This is a genomic window from Dysgonomonadaceae bacterium zrk40, assembly GCA_016916535.1.
GTDB lineage: Bacteria > Bacteroidota > Bacteroidia > Bacteroidales > Dysgonomonadaceae > Proteiniphilum.
On sequence record CP070278.1, the window covers coordinates 145,005 to 159,180 of the forward strand.

General features: G+C 60.1%; 15 protein-coding genes. 1 reads left to right on the top strand and 14 read right to left on the bottom strand.

Going from position 1 to position 14,176, the window contains the following annotated elements:
• Nucleotides 1-168: 168 nt before the first annotated feature.
• The 9 genes from JS578_14240 to JS578_14280 form a co-directional block, all read right to left on the bottom strand.
• Nucleotides 169-1,233 (bottom strand): transglutaminase-like cysteine peptidase, encoded by a 1,065-nt coding sequence (locus tag JS578_14240; GenBank protein QRX65204.1) that lies wholly within the window; start codon nt 1,231-1,233, stop codon nt 169-171.
• 479 nt (nt 1,234-1,712) lie between these two features.
• Nucleotides 1,713-2,678, bottom strand: a complete 966-nt coding sequence (locus tag JS578_14245; GenBank protein ID QRX65388.1) for an arsenic resistance protein — start codon at nt 2,676-2,678, stop codon at nt 1,713-1,715.
• A 449-nt stretch (nt 2,679-3,127) separates the two neighbouring features.
• Nucleotides 3,128-3,736, bottom strand: coding sequence for an SCO family protein (locus JS578_14250; protein ID QRX65205.1), 609 nt, complete (start codon nt 3,734-3,736; stop codon nt 3,128-3,130).
• A complete protein-coding gene (locus tag JS578_14255; protein ID QRX65206.1) occupies nt 3,733-4,206 on the bottom strand; it encodes a copper chaperone PCu(A)C in 474 nt (157 codons plus the stop codon). The genes JS578_14250 and JS578_14255 overlap by 4 nt, the downstream gene beginning before the upstream one ends.
• A gap of 5 nt (nt 4,207-4,211) precedes the next feature.
• Nucleotides 4,212-4,805 carry an SCO family protein gene (locus JS578_14260; protein ID QRX65207.1) on the bottom strand — a complete coding sequence of 198 codons (594 nt, stop codon included), beginning with the start codon at nt 4,803-4,805 and terminating at the stop codon, nt 4,212-4,214.
• 144 nt (nt 4,806-4,949) lie between these two features.
• The gene (gene phnE, locus JS578_14265; protein QRX65208.1) at nt 4,950-5,708 is read right to left on the bottom strand and encodes a phosphonate ABC transporter, permease protein PhnE; all 759 of its coding nucleotides are present in this window, start codon (nt 5,706-5,708) and stop codon (nt 4,950-4,952) included.
• A complete protein-coding gene (locus JS578_14270; protein ID QRX65209.1) occupies nt 5,708-6,490 on the bottom strand; it encodes an ATP-binding cassette domain-containing protein in 783 nt (260 codons plus the stop codon). The genes phnE and JS578_14270 overlap by 1 nt, the downstream gene beginning before the upstream one ends.
• Nucleotides 6,487-7,362, bottom strand: a complete 876-nt coding sequence (locus tag JS578_14275; GenBank protein QRX65210.1) for a phosphate/phosphite/phosphonate ABC transporter substrate-binding protein — start codon at nt 7,360-7,362, stop codon at nt 6,487-6,489. Before JS578_14275 ends, JS578_14270 begins: the two co-directional genes overlap by 4 nt.
• Nucleotides 7,362-9,254, bottom strand: coding sequence for a hypothetical protein (locus JS578_14280; GenBank protein ID QRX65211.1), 1,893 nt, complete (start codon nt 9,252-9,254; stop codon nt 7,362-7,364). Before JS578_14280 ends, JS578_14275 begins: the two co-directional genes overlap by 1 nt.
• A gap of 80 nt (nt 9,255-9,334) precedes the next feature.
• Here JS578_14280 and mntR point away from each other — a divergent pair, with 80 nt between their 5' ends.
• Nucleotides 9,335-9,793: a manganese-binding transcriptional regulator MntR gene (gene mntR, locus JS578_14285; protein QRX65212.1), complete on the top strand. Its 459-nt coding sequence runs from the start codon at nt 9,335-9,337 to the stop codon at nt 9,791-9,793.
• Nucleotides 9,794-9,800: 7 nt separating this feature from the next.
• Here mntR and JS578_14290 read toward each other — a convergent pair whose 3' ends face one another.
• From JS578_14290 to cadA, 5 genes are read right to left on the bottom strand one after another with little or no spacing between them, the layout of a single operon-like run.
• A complete protein-coding gene (locus JS578_14290; GenBank protein ID QRX65389.1) occupies nt 9,801-10,454 on the bottom strand; it encodes a thioredoxin domain-containing protein in 654 nt (217 codons plus the stop codon).
• The gene (locus tag JS578_14295) at nt 10,451-10,849 is read right to left on the bottom strand and encodes a disulfide bond formation protein B (protein QRX65390.1); all 399 of its coding nucleotides are present in this window, start codon (nt 10,847-10,849) and stop codon (nt 10,451-10,453) included. Before JS578_14295 ends, JS578_14290 begins: the two co-directional genes overlap by 4 nt.
• Before the next feature lie 25 nt (nt 10,850-10,874).
• Entirely contained in the window at nt 10,875-11,360 is a 486-nt protein-coding gene (gene lspA / locus JS578_14300; GenBank protein ID QRX65213.1) for a signal peptidase II, read from the bottom strand.
• Nucleotides 11,357-11,980, bottom strand: coding sequence for an isoprenylcysteine carboxylmethyltransferase family protein (locus JS578_14305; protein ID QRX65214.1), 624 nt, complete (start codon nt 11,978-11,980; stop codon nt 11,357-11,359). The genes lspA and JS578_14305 overlap by 4 nt, the downstream gene beginning before the upstream one ends.
• Nucleotides 11,981-11,984: 4 nt before the next feature.
• On the bottom strand, nt 11,985-14,174 hold the full coding sequence (cadA, locus tag JS578_14310) for a cadmium-translocating P-type ATPase (GenBank protein QRX65391.1): 2,190 nt from the start codon (nt 14,172-14,174) through the stop codon (nt 11,985-11,987).
• Between the last annotated feature and the right edge of the window lie 2 nt (nt 14,175-14,176).

The window sequence follows — 14,176 nt, forward strand, 5'->3', positions numbered from 1 at the left end:
GGTTTCGAGCACACCATACGCATCTTGTCCTCGGGCCACGTCCGGCGCGTCAAGAACACATCAAAAATCATTCTCGAAGCGAAGAACGTGGCGCGGCTTGAGCGGACCGAAATTCCGCTTCATCCGGAAATGCAAGTTCGATTGGAGAATTGTGCCAGGCTTATGCGCTCAGAAGCCTGCACCTGGCGCAATTGCTCCGAGCTCCTTGAGTGAGGCCGTAAGGTTGGACTTGCCACCCTTGTAGCCGAATACGTAGTTTGCGGTGCCAGAAATCGAAAACAGAGGCTCATAGCTTTCCTTCGCCGTGTCAGCTTCAACAGCATCGGTCACGTTGTCGAGGATCAGGCTACGATTCTCAAATGCAACAGACAGAACGGCGTGAAATAGATTACGGCTGGTATCCTTGAGCACGACTATTTCCATGGCGCTCATAGGAACATCGAGGCGGGCCAGCAAAGCCATTTTCAGGATGGCGTAGTCTTCGCAATCGCCACTGCTGCGATCCAGAATTTCACCGGGCGTCGACCAGTAGTCCACCCGTTCATGGTTCTGGTCGTCTGCCTTGTAGGCGACAATTCTGTTGACTGATGCTGAGACGTGGCGGAGTTGCTCGCTGACAGTTGATCCGCTCAACGCAAGTTGATCGGCAAGGTCTGCGCACTTTTCGGTGCAAATGTCGTCGGGTGCGCCGGAAGCGACAGCCTTCTTGATCAGGCCGGATATGCGGGCACCACTCTTGATCTTGCCGAAGCGGATCCTGTAGGCACCGAACAAAGGCGCTTCCTGACGAATGGTCTGGCTGATCGACACCCCAGCGGGGGCCGCCATCGCAGGAATCGAGGCGGTGATGACCTGGGCCTGGTCGATCATCTTTTCATTGAGAGCCGGATTTTCCGCCAGGCCCTTATCGGCAAGTTTTGTGAGCGCCGATGGTAGTGCGAGGTCGTTGGTGGAAGCAAGGTCAAAGTCAGGATCGACATCAAGATCAAGGGGAGCGAGGCCAGCTTGGGTCAGGGCAAGGGTCGTGGTGAGGTATTCCGTGGTCAGCCAAGCTGAACCCCGGGCGACATTCCGGTTCTGCAAGAGGGGAGCGGCGGCACTGGAGCTTATAAGAACTTCAGGATTTGTTTCGAGTGTTTCGTAAGCACAAGCCTGTGCGAATGAAGCGCAGAGCAACACGAGTGCGAATGCAGATACTTTGGAATATGATTTCGCTTTATATTTATCTTGCATCTGATTATTCTCCCCTTCGTTGAGGAGAAGACTACAATGCAGAGTATAATATCCCGCAAATGGGCATGCTTAACGATTTTATACTTATTTCTCTAAAAATTTATCCAATTTCATTGCGAGACTCCATCGTTCGTGGTTGGGCATTTCCGCTTCTGCGGAGCATCTTGATTGATCGCTGGATCGCCGCGCGGTTGCGGCTGATTTTAATCTCTCAATCTGCGACTTTTCATGCTGTCATGTCGTCAGGATCAGCTTGCAGGTATCGCATCCTGCGTTCGCATGCTTTGTCCCGAAGATATTTCCTCAATCTCGTCGAAGATAGGTTCATGAAGGCACGGCTGAGCGGTAAACGCGCAGTCCTCGGGTAGAGTAACATGCGCAGAGATCAAAATGCTCCCTTCCGTCTCAAGTCAGCTGCATCAGCGCCATGCCGGAATTGTTGCCGTTGTTTCGTATCGCGGTCTCCGCCGCTGGATCCGTCATGCAGCCATTTTGGAACCGAGCTTTGGCGCCAGACGGACATACGCCAACTCGCTTATAAGTTCGATCAATGTCTGCGTGACAATGATCGCAGGAAGGAGTGGGACCGCGCCGGGAACAGCGAATGCCAGCGGAAGGACGACGAGAGAATTACGCGTTGCGGCACTGAACGCGAGGGCCCGCCCGGCTGGCGCATCAAGGCAAAACAGCCTGCTCATGCCCCATCCCGCCAAGGGTGCAATAACCGCATATGCCACGTAAATCGGGACGACCCGTAACGTGTCATCAAGTGCGGGGCCGAGTTGCGGCACCACAGCGGCCACGACAACGAATAATACAAACGCTGTCGCGGGAACTGGGAGCAGCCCAAGAACCGAGGCTACACGTGCCCCCGCGGCACTTTTGATGGCCCAAAACTGGACGAGAGCGGAGAAGACAAGCGGGACCGCAATCAACCAGGCGAATGCGTGAACAAATGGCCCCGCTGTCACAAGAGACCCAGCCTCAGGGCCAAGGAAAAAACCCAGGTAGACGGGAAGCATCATCATCTGGATGACCAGAAGCGCGGGCGTCGCAGCTAGCAGGAGACGGGCATCGGCACGACCGAGATGCGAGAAGGTTACGACATAGTCGATGCATGGCGCGAGAAGCACCAACAGCACGCCTAGCCTTATCATCGGATCGGGCGGCAGAAACTGAACAAGGGCTCCCACCAGAACAGGAACCACAACGAAATTGGTCAGCAGCAGGACGCCAAGAAAGCGAAAGCGCGAGAAGGCCACTCGCAACTCGGCTAGGGGGACCTGGAGGAACGTCACGAATAACATGAATGCCAGCGCGGGGTTGATGCCGATTTCCAGCGCCGTCATTCCGTTGAGAGTTACCGCCACAATCATGCCGAGGACGACAGCGCCAAAATAGATGGGGACCTGACGGTTTTCGAGGGTTTCACGCAGGAGGGTCAATCGAACTCTTTCGTTTGTCATTTTGGCTTCGGGGAAGGTCTATATGGAATTACGGGAATGGCTATCCCGGTGGCGCCATCTTTTTGTCAGACCCAAGAACGGGATGTGAGTGACGCAATCTATGCCATGCGCGCCTTGAAGTCAGCGCATCCAGCGTACAGGTGATTGGGGGCTTAGGTCTCCTCAGGGGTGGGGCATGCAACGCAGCCGCATTGATTGGTTGCAGATGTCGCGAAAGTGCTTCCACCCACAACAGTTTAGCGACGAGTGAGGAAGTATCCGATTTCCCAACGGCAGGCTGAACATCAGAGCTTGTGGGGTCCAACAGGATCGAAAGGCAACCTGTCGCCGCAAGCCGGGTCAACGTCGGAACTCTTCAAGAGCACCGCATGAAGTTCGTCGTGAAGGCGGCTTGTTTTGCGACCACAACACCAAGCCAACAGAGCCGGTCAGCTAGCCGCTTTCAACAACCTCTGGATCTTCAGCAGAGCCACATGCCGATCCTCGTGATAATCGATGATCCCGCCAAATCGCCCGTCGGCCCGAAACAGGAACACGCCGGCGGTGTGGTCCATGGTATAGTCATCCTCCCTCGGCACCTTCTCGAATGTTGCGCGGAATTCGTCCGCGGCGCGCTTGATCTCGGCAGGTGACCCCGTCAGACCGGTGATTCTTGGATCGAAGTTCGACAGGTAGTCGGCAAGAACCTGTGGAGTGTCGCGCTCCGGGTCGACACTGACCAGAAAGATATTCATCCGGTCGGCGTCAGGGCCGAGATCTTGCAGCCAGAGCGAAATATCGCTCAGCGTTGTCGGGCAAACATCGGGGCACCAGGTAAAGCCGAAAAAGACTATTGTCGGGCGGCCAATCCACTCTGATGGACTCACCGTCACGCCATGATGGTTCGTCAGGGTGAAGGACATCTTGCCGATACGCAATGGTATCAGCGCGGAGCCCGTTTGCAGGCTGTCCCGGCTCTGCCACCACCCCAGACCGAGCGTAAAGGCCAGCGCGCCGACGCCCGACGCCCCGGCAACGAGCAGCGTACGGCGTCTCAATCTTTTTTGTCCACGCAGCCTGCATCTTTCGCACCCATTCCCCGGATCGCCACGGGAACGGTCACGTCGCCTGCCTCGCGGAACGTCAGTGTAAGCGGGAACGTCTCGCCTTCCTTCAGCACCTGTGTAAGACCCATCAGCATGCCGTGATAGCCGCCTGGCTCCAATTGCACGGTGGAATCTGCTGGCACGGGAATCGCCGTAGCGTGCGGCATCGAAGCCACGCCATCCTTCACCACTGTTTCGTGCAGCATGGGCTTTCCGGACACCGGCGTCGCGATGCCGGCAAGCACATCGTCTTTCACGCCAGTGTTGCGGATGGTGACATAGAAGGCGCTGGGCCGGGCCATTCCGATCGAAGCCCGCGACCAGGCTTCCGAGATTTCGAGTGAGCTAAGTTGAACAGTTTCACACGCCAGTACCGGGGTGGCGGATAGGCTGAGAAGGAGAGCGGTCAGAAGATATTTCATCGTATTCACAATCTTTGCCTGAGGTCGTTAAGGATTTCACTTGCTGGCGTGCCATAGCTGAATTGGCGCAGCCAGTTTCCGTCAGGTCCGATCAGGTATAGTGCTGCGCTGTGTGCCATTGTGTAACCATCCGGCGCGCCGGAACTGTCCTCGCGCTCATAGAAAATCCGGAAACTGCGGGCTGCGGCGCGGGTCTGCGCCTCGTCGCCAGCCAGACCGAGGATTGAAGGGTGAAAGGCCGCAGTATATTCCGCGAGTTCCAGGCTGCGGTCTCGTGTCGGGTCGATAGAGATGAAGAGGGGCTGTACCTTTCCTGCGTCATCTCCCAGACCCTCCATCACTTGCGCCACTTCGGCAAGCGTCGTCGGGCAGACGTCCGGGCAATTGGTGAAGCCGAAAAAGACCAGAAGATGCTTCCCCGCAAAGTCCGAGGGCATGCGCACTCTTCCCTCAGCATCAAGCAGGGAAAAGGTCGGCCGGAAAGACACTTCGGCCACCGGTGTTTCCGCGCGCTCATCAAGAAGATGCAACGCGCCGTAAGCCGGAATAGCAAGGGCCACCGCCGCCCAGAGCATCTTCTGCAGAACCTTCAATCGCATCCTTGCCGTTCCTCGCGTTCCGGCTAGTCGTATAAAGCCTCTAGTGACATGAGCTTCAAGCGGAATATCTGAACATGCTCGGTCGGGAGGCGCTCCGCTGGTTAATCACTTCTGGGAGGGTCGCAGCGGGCCGGACGCAAATAATCATGAAAAGCGGCGACGCAATGCAACATTGAACGCCTCGATAGCAAGAACCATGGCGATGACCGCCAGCGTGACACTGGCAGCCTTTTCGTATTGAAATGAGCGAACATAGGTCTGAATGTAGAAGCCGATGCCACCGGCTCCGACGATGCCGAGGATAAGCGATTCTCGTAGGTTCAGCTCGAAACGAAAGATTGTATCACGGGCGATCACCGGAGCCATTTGCGGCCAGATTGCATAGCGTAGGCGTGCAAGCGGCCCGGCGCCCGCACTTTCCAGTGCGGCGATCGGTCCGCGGGCAACCCCATCAATTGCTTCAGCATAGAACTTCGCCAGCATGCCCGTTGCATGGATGGCAACCGCGATGATGCCCGGAAGCGGGCCGAGGCCCACTGCGCCAACCATCAACATGGCGACGAGAATCAGCGGAATGGCGCGAATCAGCGCGAGAGCTGTCCGCACCGGACGGTGAACGACGGGCGGGGCCATGGTTTCCGATGCAAAGACGCCGAGCGGCCCCGACAGGAGCACAGCACCGAGTGTTCCAAGGATGGCGATGCGCAGCGTCTCGGCGCTGCCGTTGATGATCTCGGTCATCACTGACGGATCCGGTGGAAACATCCGCGCAAGGAAATCACCGATGCGCGGCCCGGCGGAGAAGAGGCGGGAAAGTTCGACGTCGGTCGTCGCGAGCGACCAGAGCACGGCCCCGGCGACGAGCCCGCCCGTCGCGAAGCCGCCCCAACCCCGGCTTTCCATCACGGCACCGCCTTCAGGCGGGGCTGTACGGCAGCATTCGCATCATCATAGAGCCGGGCTGTCGCGCCCTCGGTGAGCTCTGCCGTCGGAGTGTCGAAAACGATCCGACCGTTGCGCATGCCCACGATTCTCCGCGCGAAGCGCCGCGCAAGGTCGGGCTGGTGAGAGGAGAAGACTGTGGTCGCGCCTCGTCGACGCGCGGCTTCGGTTAGAAGCGAAAGGATCTCGGCTGCGCGTGCGGGGTCGAGGTTGCTCACCGGTTCGTCGGCAAGGATCAGGCGCGGCTCCTGCGAGAGGCAGCGTGCGATTGCGACTCGCTGCCGTTGTCCGCCGCTCAGACTGTCCACCCGTCGCTCAGCCAGGTCGACAATGCCGCAATCGGCCAGCGCCGCGCGCGCAACCGCAAGATCGTCTTTCGACGGCCGCCCGAGCAGGGCACGCAGCGGCCTCATGCGGCCCAGCCTGCCGTTCAGCACGTTGCGCAGCACGCTGGCGCGTTCGACAAGAGCGAAGTCCTGAAAGATGAACCCCGTATCGGCCCGGCACGCGCGCGGCGGCGCACGGTCCGCATCGAGCGCGTCGCCCAGCACCGAGACGCGGCCGCGCCAAGCCCTCAGGCGACCATCGAGCAGCGTCAGGAGCGTCGTCTTGCCCGCCCCCGAAGGCCCGATCAGCGCGAGCGCTTCACCCGGCGGGATAGACAGCGTCACCTGATCCAGCGTCGGCAGGCCCGAGGTGACATGGGAGAAACATAGCTCCTCGATGCGGAGGGCCTCGGTCATTGCAGAAGCCCGTAGCGGCGGGCGAGTGCCCGAACACCGTCGAAAGCGACCGCATCGGCCGGGACATAGCCGTCCGGGCCGTAGAGATGCCGCAACATGGCGCGATGTTCGAGCTCGTTCAGCCGCAGCATAGCGTTCACGAAATTTTCCTGCACCTCGGCGTCCAGTCCCGGGCGGGCAATCACCAAGTGGCTAGGGATCGGCTCGCTCTCGGCGATCCAAGTGACTTGGGACTGTTGGCCTGGCGCGAGCAGGAGATCGGCATACTGGCTGGCGCCCGCGGCATCGACCAGTCCCTCTGCCATTGCCTGCATCGCCTGCTGATATCCGCCCGCGAAGAACACTCTGCCGAAGAACGCTTCCGACTCTGCGGGTCCCGCGATCAGTCCCGCGCGCTCGAATTCAACCAGCGGGTAGAGATAGCCTGACTCCGAAATTGGATCGGCAAAGGCGATATCGCGTCCGCGCAAATCGGCCAGCGTGGTGATGCCGCTGTCGCGTCGCACGAAGACCCGTCCGGTGTAGGTGGGGGCGTCGCGATAGATCTCGGATAAGAGCGGCACCGCACCGATTTGCGCCTCGGCCAGAACAAAGGGCAGCGCTCCCATGAAGGAGATGTCCGCATCGCCGTTGCGCAGCGCCTCGACGGCGGCGGCGTGATCGATGGTCACGAAACCTTCGACCGGCACGCCGATCTCTCGTGACAGCCAACCGGTGATGGCCTTGATGTCGCCCAGTAGCTTTTCAGGGTTCTCCTGCGGAATAAAGGCCAACCGCAACGGGGCAGACTGCGCGCGAACCGGTGCCGCGAGGGCCGCGAGACTTGCACAGCACAGCGCCAGCATATGACGGCGGGAGAGCATGGAGTTCATCAGAACGCCCTTTCTTCGATGGCTTGCGCCTCGGACTGAAATGCGGCCCAGCTTGCCTCTGCGGCGGCCCAATTGTCGGCGCGGACTTCTGCGCCAACTGCAGCCAGGTGTTCTGCGAGGGAGTAGATCTCCGGGCGTGCGACAAGGTTCGCCATGGTGCCAGCATCCGCTGCAAGATCGGCGGCGACGGTATCAGTCAGGAGCAGGATGTGCTGAGTGTCCCGGCGCGGCAGAAGGGTATCGAGGGTGGAGGCAAAGGTTGTCAGCTCCGCAAAAGCCAACCGGAATGGCGTATTCTCGGTGTCGAAGTCCTCATAAGGTTCATCCGCCGCGCCAACGGTCTCAAGGTAAGCGGTGAGATCGGCGCGCTCGGACTCGCTGAGGCCAAGGCTCTTGGTCGTGTCGAACCAGTTGACAACGGCGGCCAGCGTCGGCATCGAGCCGTCGTGGAAATAGGGCGCGGTATAGACGGTCCCGAGCAGGGTCGGCGTGTCCAGCGCCCCGCCGCGCGACCCTTCATAGGCCGGGATGACCGATCCTATGTCATGTGCCTGCCGGTCCAGGAAATTGCCATCTGGCACATGACAACTGGCGCATGATTTGCCGTTCAGCCCGTCAAAAGGCTGGTTGAAGATCGCCGCGCCGCGCTGTGCCGCCTCAGGCGCGGCCTCGGTCAGGCGGCCGTCGCCGGTTAGCATCGCGTTCGGCAGAAAGTCGAACTCGGTCATGTACGCGACGAGGGCGTCCAGCATGAAGGGCGTCGGCTCGGCCCCAGCGAATTCGTTGACGATCACGTTGCGGGTGAAATCGCGAATGCTGGCAAACCGGCCGTCACGGCCATAAGGACCCGTAAACCGCAGGCCGCGCAGGCTGGGAATGTCGATCGGGTCGGCGCGGCGGTCGTTGAACATCGGATTGAAGAAGGCACCGTCCACATCCACTGCTCCGGGTTGATGGCTGGCGCCGGGAATGAAGAAACGCTGGTTGATATCCGAACGGTTGTGGCAGGTCGAGCAGGCGATGCCAATTTCACGCGCCGGGCCGCTGAATATTTCGGGGCAGTCGAACAGCATGTCGCCATAGGCGATGAGCGGCAGGTCGGTCTCATCTATGCCTTGCTCCTCGAAACCCAGTACAAGCAGGGGCAACGGATCCTGATCGAAGATGTCAGAGCCCGGAGGCAGCGTCGCGGGAAGCGTTACCGCACGGCCGCTGAGGGCGATGGTTTCCGGCACGGCGGTGAGGGTTGTGCGCGGTGCAAAATCGGCGACGCGGTAGTTCGCGGCGAGATAGTCGGAAACAACCACCCGCGCTGTCGCCATTGCGTTGAGATCGGGTTCGGTCGCTCCAGCACCCAGCACCCCGGTGGAGCCGGTGGCACTGGACAGCTCCAGCCAGGCCCGTCCGAGCGCGCGGGCCGCTTCAGGGTCGGCGGCGGCGAGATGATCCTCGATTGCGCGATAAAGCTCTCGGGCCGTGCGTACCGCCTGCTGGGCTGCAGCGGGGCTCTCGGCCGCCAACGCCGCGTCAAGCTCTTCGTCGATGCGGGCGGAGATAATACGCGTCGCGGCCTCGAAAACCGCTGCCCGATCTTCGCGCGCGATGGCAGCTGTCAGCGGCTCGGTCGGTAGGGAGCTTTGGCCCGCGAGCCAATCGAGCGCACCTTGCGTGTATTCCGATCCGCGATAGGGCTCCTCCCAGGCGCGCCCCAATTCATCCCAAGGCACGGGAGTAAGATTGCCCAGAAACAGGGTCAGCCGGTAGGCGGCAGCCTCGGGTAGCCAAGGGGTATCTCTGGCCGGGGTCGCCATGGCCGGCCCGGCGAGCAGACCGATCCCCAGCCCAAAGCCGAAGACGAGAGCTAGTAATTTGATACGCACACGCGCCTCCATCCCGATTCTTAGCTAAGGCTAACTTATACATCCTTGACCAACATATTGTCAATCGGGCAGCGATCCGGCATTGTCCTCTGATGATTGACCAAACTTCACAGTCTAGCGACGATCTCGCGCCGGACAGCCGCGCCCCCGAAGCACAAGCCAACGGGTTCGCGACCGTACGCGAGGCGCGGCGTAACGAGTTGGCCGAAGATTATGTCGAACTGATCGCCGACCTGATCCACCAGTATGGCGAGGCACGTCCGGTCGATATCGCCGAGCGGTTTGGCGTTCGCGCGCCGACCGTGACCAAAACGCTGAACCGCTTGGCGCGCGAAGGACTGATCACCCGCGAGAAGTACCGTTCAGTGTTCCTGACGGAAGCAGGTCGGACGCTGGCACAGGAATGCCGCCGTCGCCACGAAATCGTACTGCGGTTCCTGATCCGTCTCGGACTTGACCCCGAAACGGCGGAGCGTGATGCCGAGGGGATTGAACATCATGTCAGCGAGCAGACACTCGCCCTGTTCGAATCCTATGCCAATCGGCCCTAGCGGAACCTCACGTACTCTCGACCGCGCTGCGGACTTCAGCGATGAGGCCGTCCAAACTGGGTTCCGATAGTTCGCGCCCGTTTAGAAAAAAGGTGGGAGTCTGACGGATACCCACCGCTTCGACATCTGCCTTATCCTGGTTCAGAATTGCTGTAATTCCGGGAAACAACCTGTCGCTCTTGGCCCGTTCCAGATCAAGACCGGCAGCCGCCGCGATCTGCCAGGCCAAGTCCATACGCGGTGCACCGTGCACAGCCCATGCTGGTTGCTGCTTCAGGATGGCATTGAGCACAGGTTCAAACTTGTCCTGCATTCGTGCGGTCTCCAGGATACGCACCGCCTCGTCCGATCCTTCATGAAACACAGTGTAGCGCATGACGACGCGCACCTGCTCCGGGAACTCCTCGCGTATTGCCTGAACTGCCGGATGAAAGGCCCTGCAGGCCTCGCAGGAGGGATCAAAAAATTCAACAAGGGTGACCGGAGCCTCATCGGGGCCGAAGCTTGGCGAATAATCTCGAATCAACTGCGCCTCATCAACTGCCGGGGTTACTGCCTCGGCCTCGGTCAATTGTTGGCGCCGGGTCAGGAAGAAGGCGCCGCTACCGAAAGCGGCTAGCCCGAGAGCCGAAGCTCCAATCAAGAGAGTGCGTCTGTTCATGCGCGTCTTCCTTTCGATAGAACAAGGCAACTGAGGATCGCTCCAAAGGCGATCAGGGATAGATAGGGAATGGGCAGGCCAAGGATGGTCTGTGCCTGATCGGTGCAGGACGGCCCGGTTTTTGCACAAGGCGTGACAGCCTCTTGGATCCAGCCGGAGTAAAGGCCGGAATGCCAACCCGCCAACATCAGGCCGGCCGCTGCCAACGGCAGGCCGTAGGGTCGGGCCATGCCGTCGGCGCGCCAGATCGAAAGGCCGACGATGGGCACCAGGGGAAACATGGCAATGCGTTGGTACCAGCAAAGAGTACAGGGCATCTGTCCGAGCACTTCCCCAATGAAGAGAGCGCCAAGTGTTGCGGCCAGAGCGATAACGAACGCCGCCAGCAAGGGCATATCCTCGCCGGACAATGATTGAGGGTCAGGATTGGTCAACGACGGTGTCCTTAGATCGGTGTGAAGCGAATGTGGCGAACACGATAAACAGAGCGCCAAACGTAATCGCAATATCGGCTGTGTTAAAAGTTGGCCAGCGCCAGCCCTGAAAAGAGAGATCTATGAAATCAGTGACCGCGCCCTGTCGCAACCGATCAACCACATTGCCAAGCGCGCCACCCACTATCAGAGAAAATCCGATCTGTTCGACCGGGTGACGCGCCCGAAATGCCATGATGGCGAGGACCACGGTCAAGGTGCCGGTCAGCGCGGCCATGACCAGCGGTTTACCAGCCATGAGGTCAGAGAACAGACCAAAGCTCACCCCTACATTAAAGCCGAGCGTCAGATCCAATCCGGGCAAAACTGCCACTGAATTACCCTGCAAGAGCAGCGACAAGGCCGCCGCCTTGGTCAGTTGATCAGTGGTTGTTGTGGCTCCGATCAATGCCCACACCCACCGAGCGTTCATGGCCTTATACCGCGACGCATGCTAACCCAACGCGGCACAGTTGCGGCATACTGCTCATAATCCCGCCCCAACGCTTGGCTAAGTATAGCCTCCTCGGAACGAACCTGTATCGAGGCTGACCAGAAAAAGATCAGCGGGGCAAGAATCGTCGGGATTGCTGGAACCGCTAGACTGATACCGGCCAGAAGCATGAATTGACCGACAAAGGTGGGATTGCGGCTGAACCGATAGAGTCCGTCCGAGACGAGGTTGCCGGTCGCTCCCTCGGTTACACCAACGCGCCACGAGCTCCCCATCGACATTTGCGCCGCGAAGGCAAGCATCGCGCCGACCCCTGCTACGAACACGCCGATCAGACCAAGCGCTGCTGTAGAGCCTCGGCTCCAGAACGGATCCATCTCGCGCAAGACAGGCATCACCAACCAAAGTAGCGGCGCAACAGAAGCCAGAACAAAGGCCGCACGGAACCCCATTGCGGCCCATCGGTCACGTCCCCTGGCACGGCCAAACAGCCATACCGGCTTTCCCGCTGCCCGTGCTGCGATCGCGCTGCCCCAGAAGAAGAGGGAAAGGTAGCCAAAAAGAAGGACCAGCACGGACCAACCAAAGCTGGAAATCATGATATCAGGCCTCCTGCTCTGGATTGAACCGCAGCAGCCGCAACGCGTTCAGCGTGACGAGCACCGTCGCTCCGGTATCGGCCATAATCGCGATCCAGAGACCGGTCAGCCCCAAAACGGATGTCACGAGGAAGACCGCTTTCAGACCGAGCGCAATGGTAACGTTCTGGCGAATGTTGGCCATTGCCGCACGGGTAAGCCGGATGGTCGCCGGAATGTCGGTCACCCGGTCACGCAGGATGGCCGCATCGGCCGTTTCGAGCGCGACATCGGTCCCCGATCCCATGGCTACGCCAACGCTTGCCTGCTTGAGGGCTGGGGCGTCATTAATGCCGTCACCGATCATCATCACGCCGCCATGTTCGCTCATGTCGCGAATGGCTTTAAGCTTGTCTTCGGGCATCATGTCGGCCTGATATTCCATGCCCAGGTTTTGCGCTATTGCCGCTGCCGTACGCGGATTGTCTCCGGTCAGGATGATGGGTGTAATACCGATGGCTCTCAGCTGGCGAACCGCTTCGGGCGCATCGGAGCGCGGTTCGTCACGCACAGCGATAATGCCGAGCGGGGTCTTCTCGCGGAAGACCACCACAGCGGTCTTGCCCTCTTCCTCAAACGTTGTGGTCTGGGCGAGGTCAGACTCGTCAATGCCGGCGTTCTCCCTGGCATATCCGGGCGAAGCCACCCAAGCGGAAGCGCCTCCCACAGTGGCGGTCACACCCTTGCCCATCAGCGCCTTTGCATCGCGTGCCGGTGGGATCACTATGCCTTCTTCCTCGGCCTTGCGCAAAATGGCGACAGCCAAGGGATGGCTAGAGCCGCCTTCTACGCCCGCCGCGACAGAGAGAAGCTCGGCCTCGGTTGTTTTTCCCAAAGTCACGACGTCTGTCACCACCGGTCGCCCATGGGTCAACGTCCCGGTCTTGTCGAAGGCCACGCGGCTCACCTTGGCAGTCGCTTCAATCACGGCGCCGCCTTTCAAGAGAAGGCCCCGCCGCGCACCGGTGGAAAGTGCCGAAGCGATGGAGGCGGGAACCGAGATCACGAGGGCACAGGGGCAACCTATCAACAAGAGCGCCAGCCCGCGGTAAACCCAGGTATCCCAAGGCTGGCCAAAAGCCAGTGGCGGCACGAGCACGACCAGCGCCGCGACAGTGACGATTGCAGGCATGTACCAGCGGCTGAAGCGGTCGATAAACCGCTCGGTCGGCGCGCGAGCCTCCTCGGCCTCTTCCACGAGGCGAATGATGCGTGAGATGGTGTTGTCTTCGGCGGCTTTGGTTACGGTAATCCGCAGGGCGGCTTCGGTATTGATCGATCCTGCAAATACAGGATCGCCCGGACCTTTGTTCACCGGCACACTTTCACCAGTTACCGGACTGTCGTCCACCCCGGAGGTGCCTTCTGTGATCTCGCCGTCTGCCGGAATACGATCGCCGGGACGGACGAGCACGATCTGTCCTATAGCAAGACTTGCTGCCGGCACTTCGCGTGTGACGCCGTCCATTTCCAGAAGCGCCGTTTTCGGGACGAGATTGGCAAGCGCCCGTATCCCGTCGCGCGCCTTGCCTGCCGCCACGCCTTCCAGGACTTCGCCCACTGCAAAGAGGAAAACAACCAGTGCCGCCTCTTCCGCCGCATTGATGAACAGTGCGCCGATAGCGGCAACCGTCATGAGGCTTTCGATGGTGAAAGGCTGCCCCACGCGCAAAGCGACAAACGCGCGGCGGGCAATGGGGGTAACTCCGATCAGACACGCGGCGACAAAGGCCCAGTTTCCCACCTCTGGCACAATCAGTTCCACTCCCCAGGCTATCATGAGAAGCAAGGCGGTAAAAATCACCAGTCTGCCCTTGGCCGTCTGGTACCACCGCTTGCCTCGATCTGCGGGATCGTCATGTACGTGTCCGGGACTGCCATGACCGGAATGATCTTTTGCCTTGCCGCCGGCCTGGGAGTGGCCGGTACAGCTTGCACTCTGATCGACAGCTTCGTCCTGCACCGCCGTCGCGACGCGCGGTTCGATACCGTAACCGAGCGCACGAACAGTTCTTTCAACCTTGTCGCGGCCGGTTTCACCTTCGTCCAGCGTCAGGCGCAGGCGTTCGGACATAATGCCGACCTCGACGCCGGTGACTCCTGGCAGCCTTGCCACGGCGTCCTTGACCTTCGTCGCACAAGACCCGCAGTCCATGC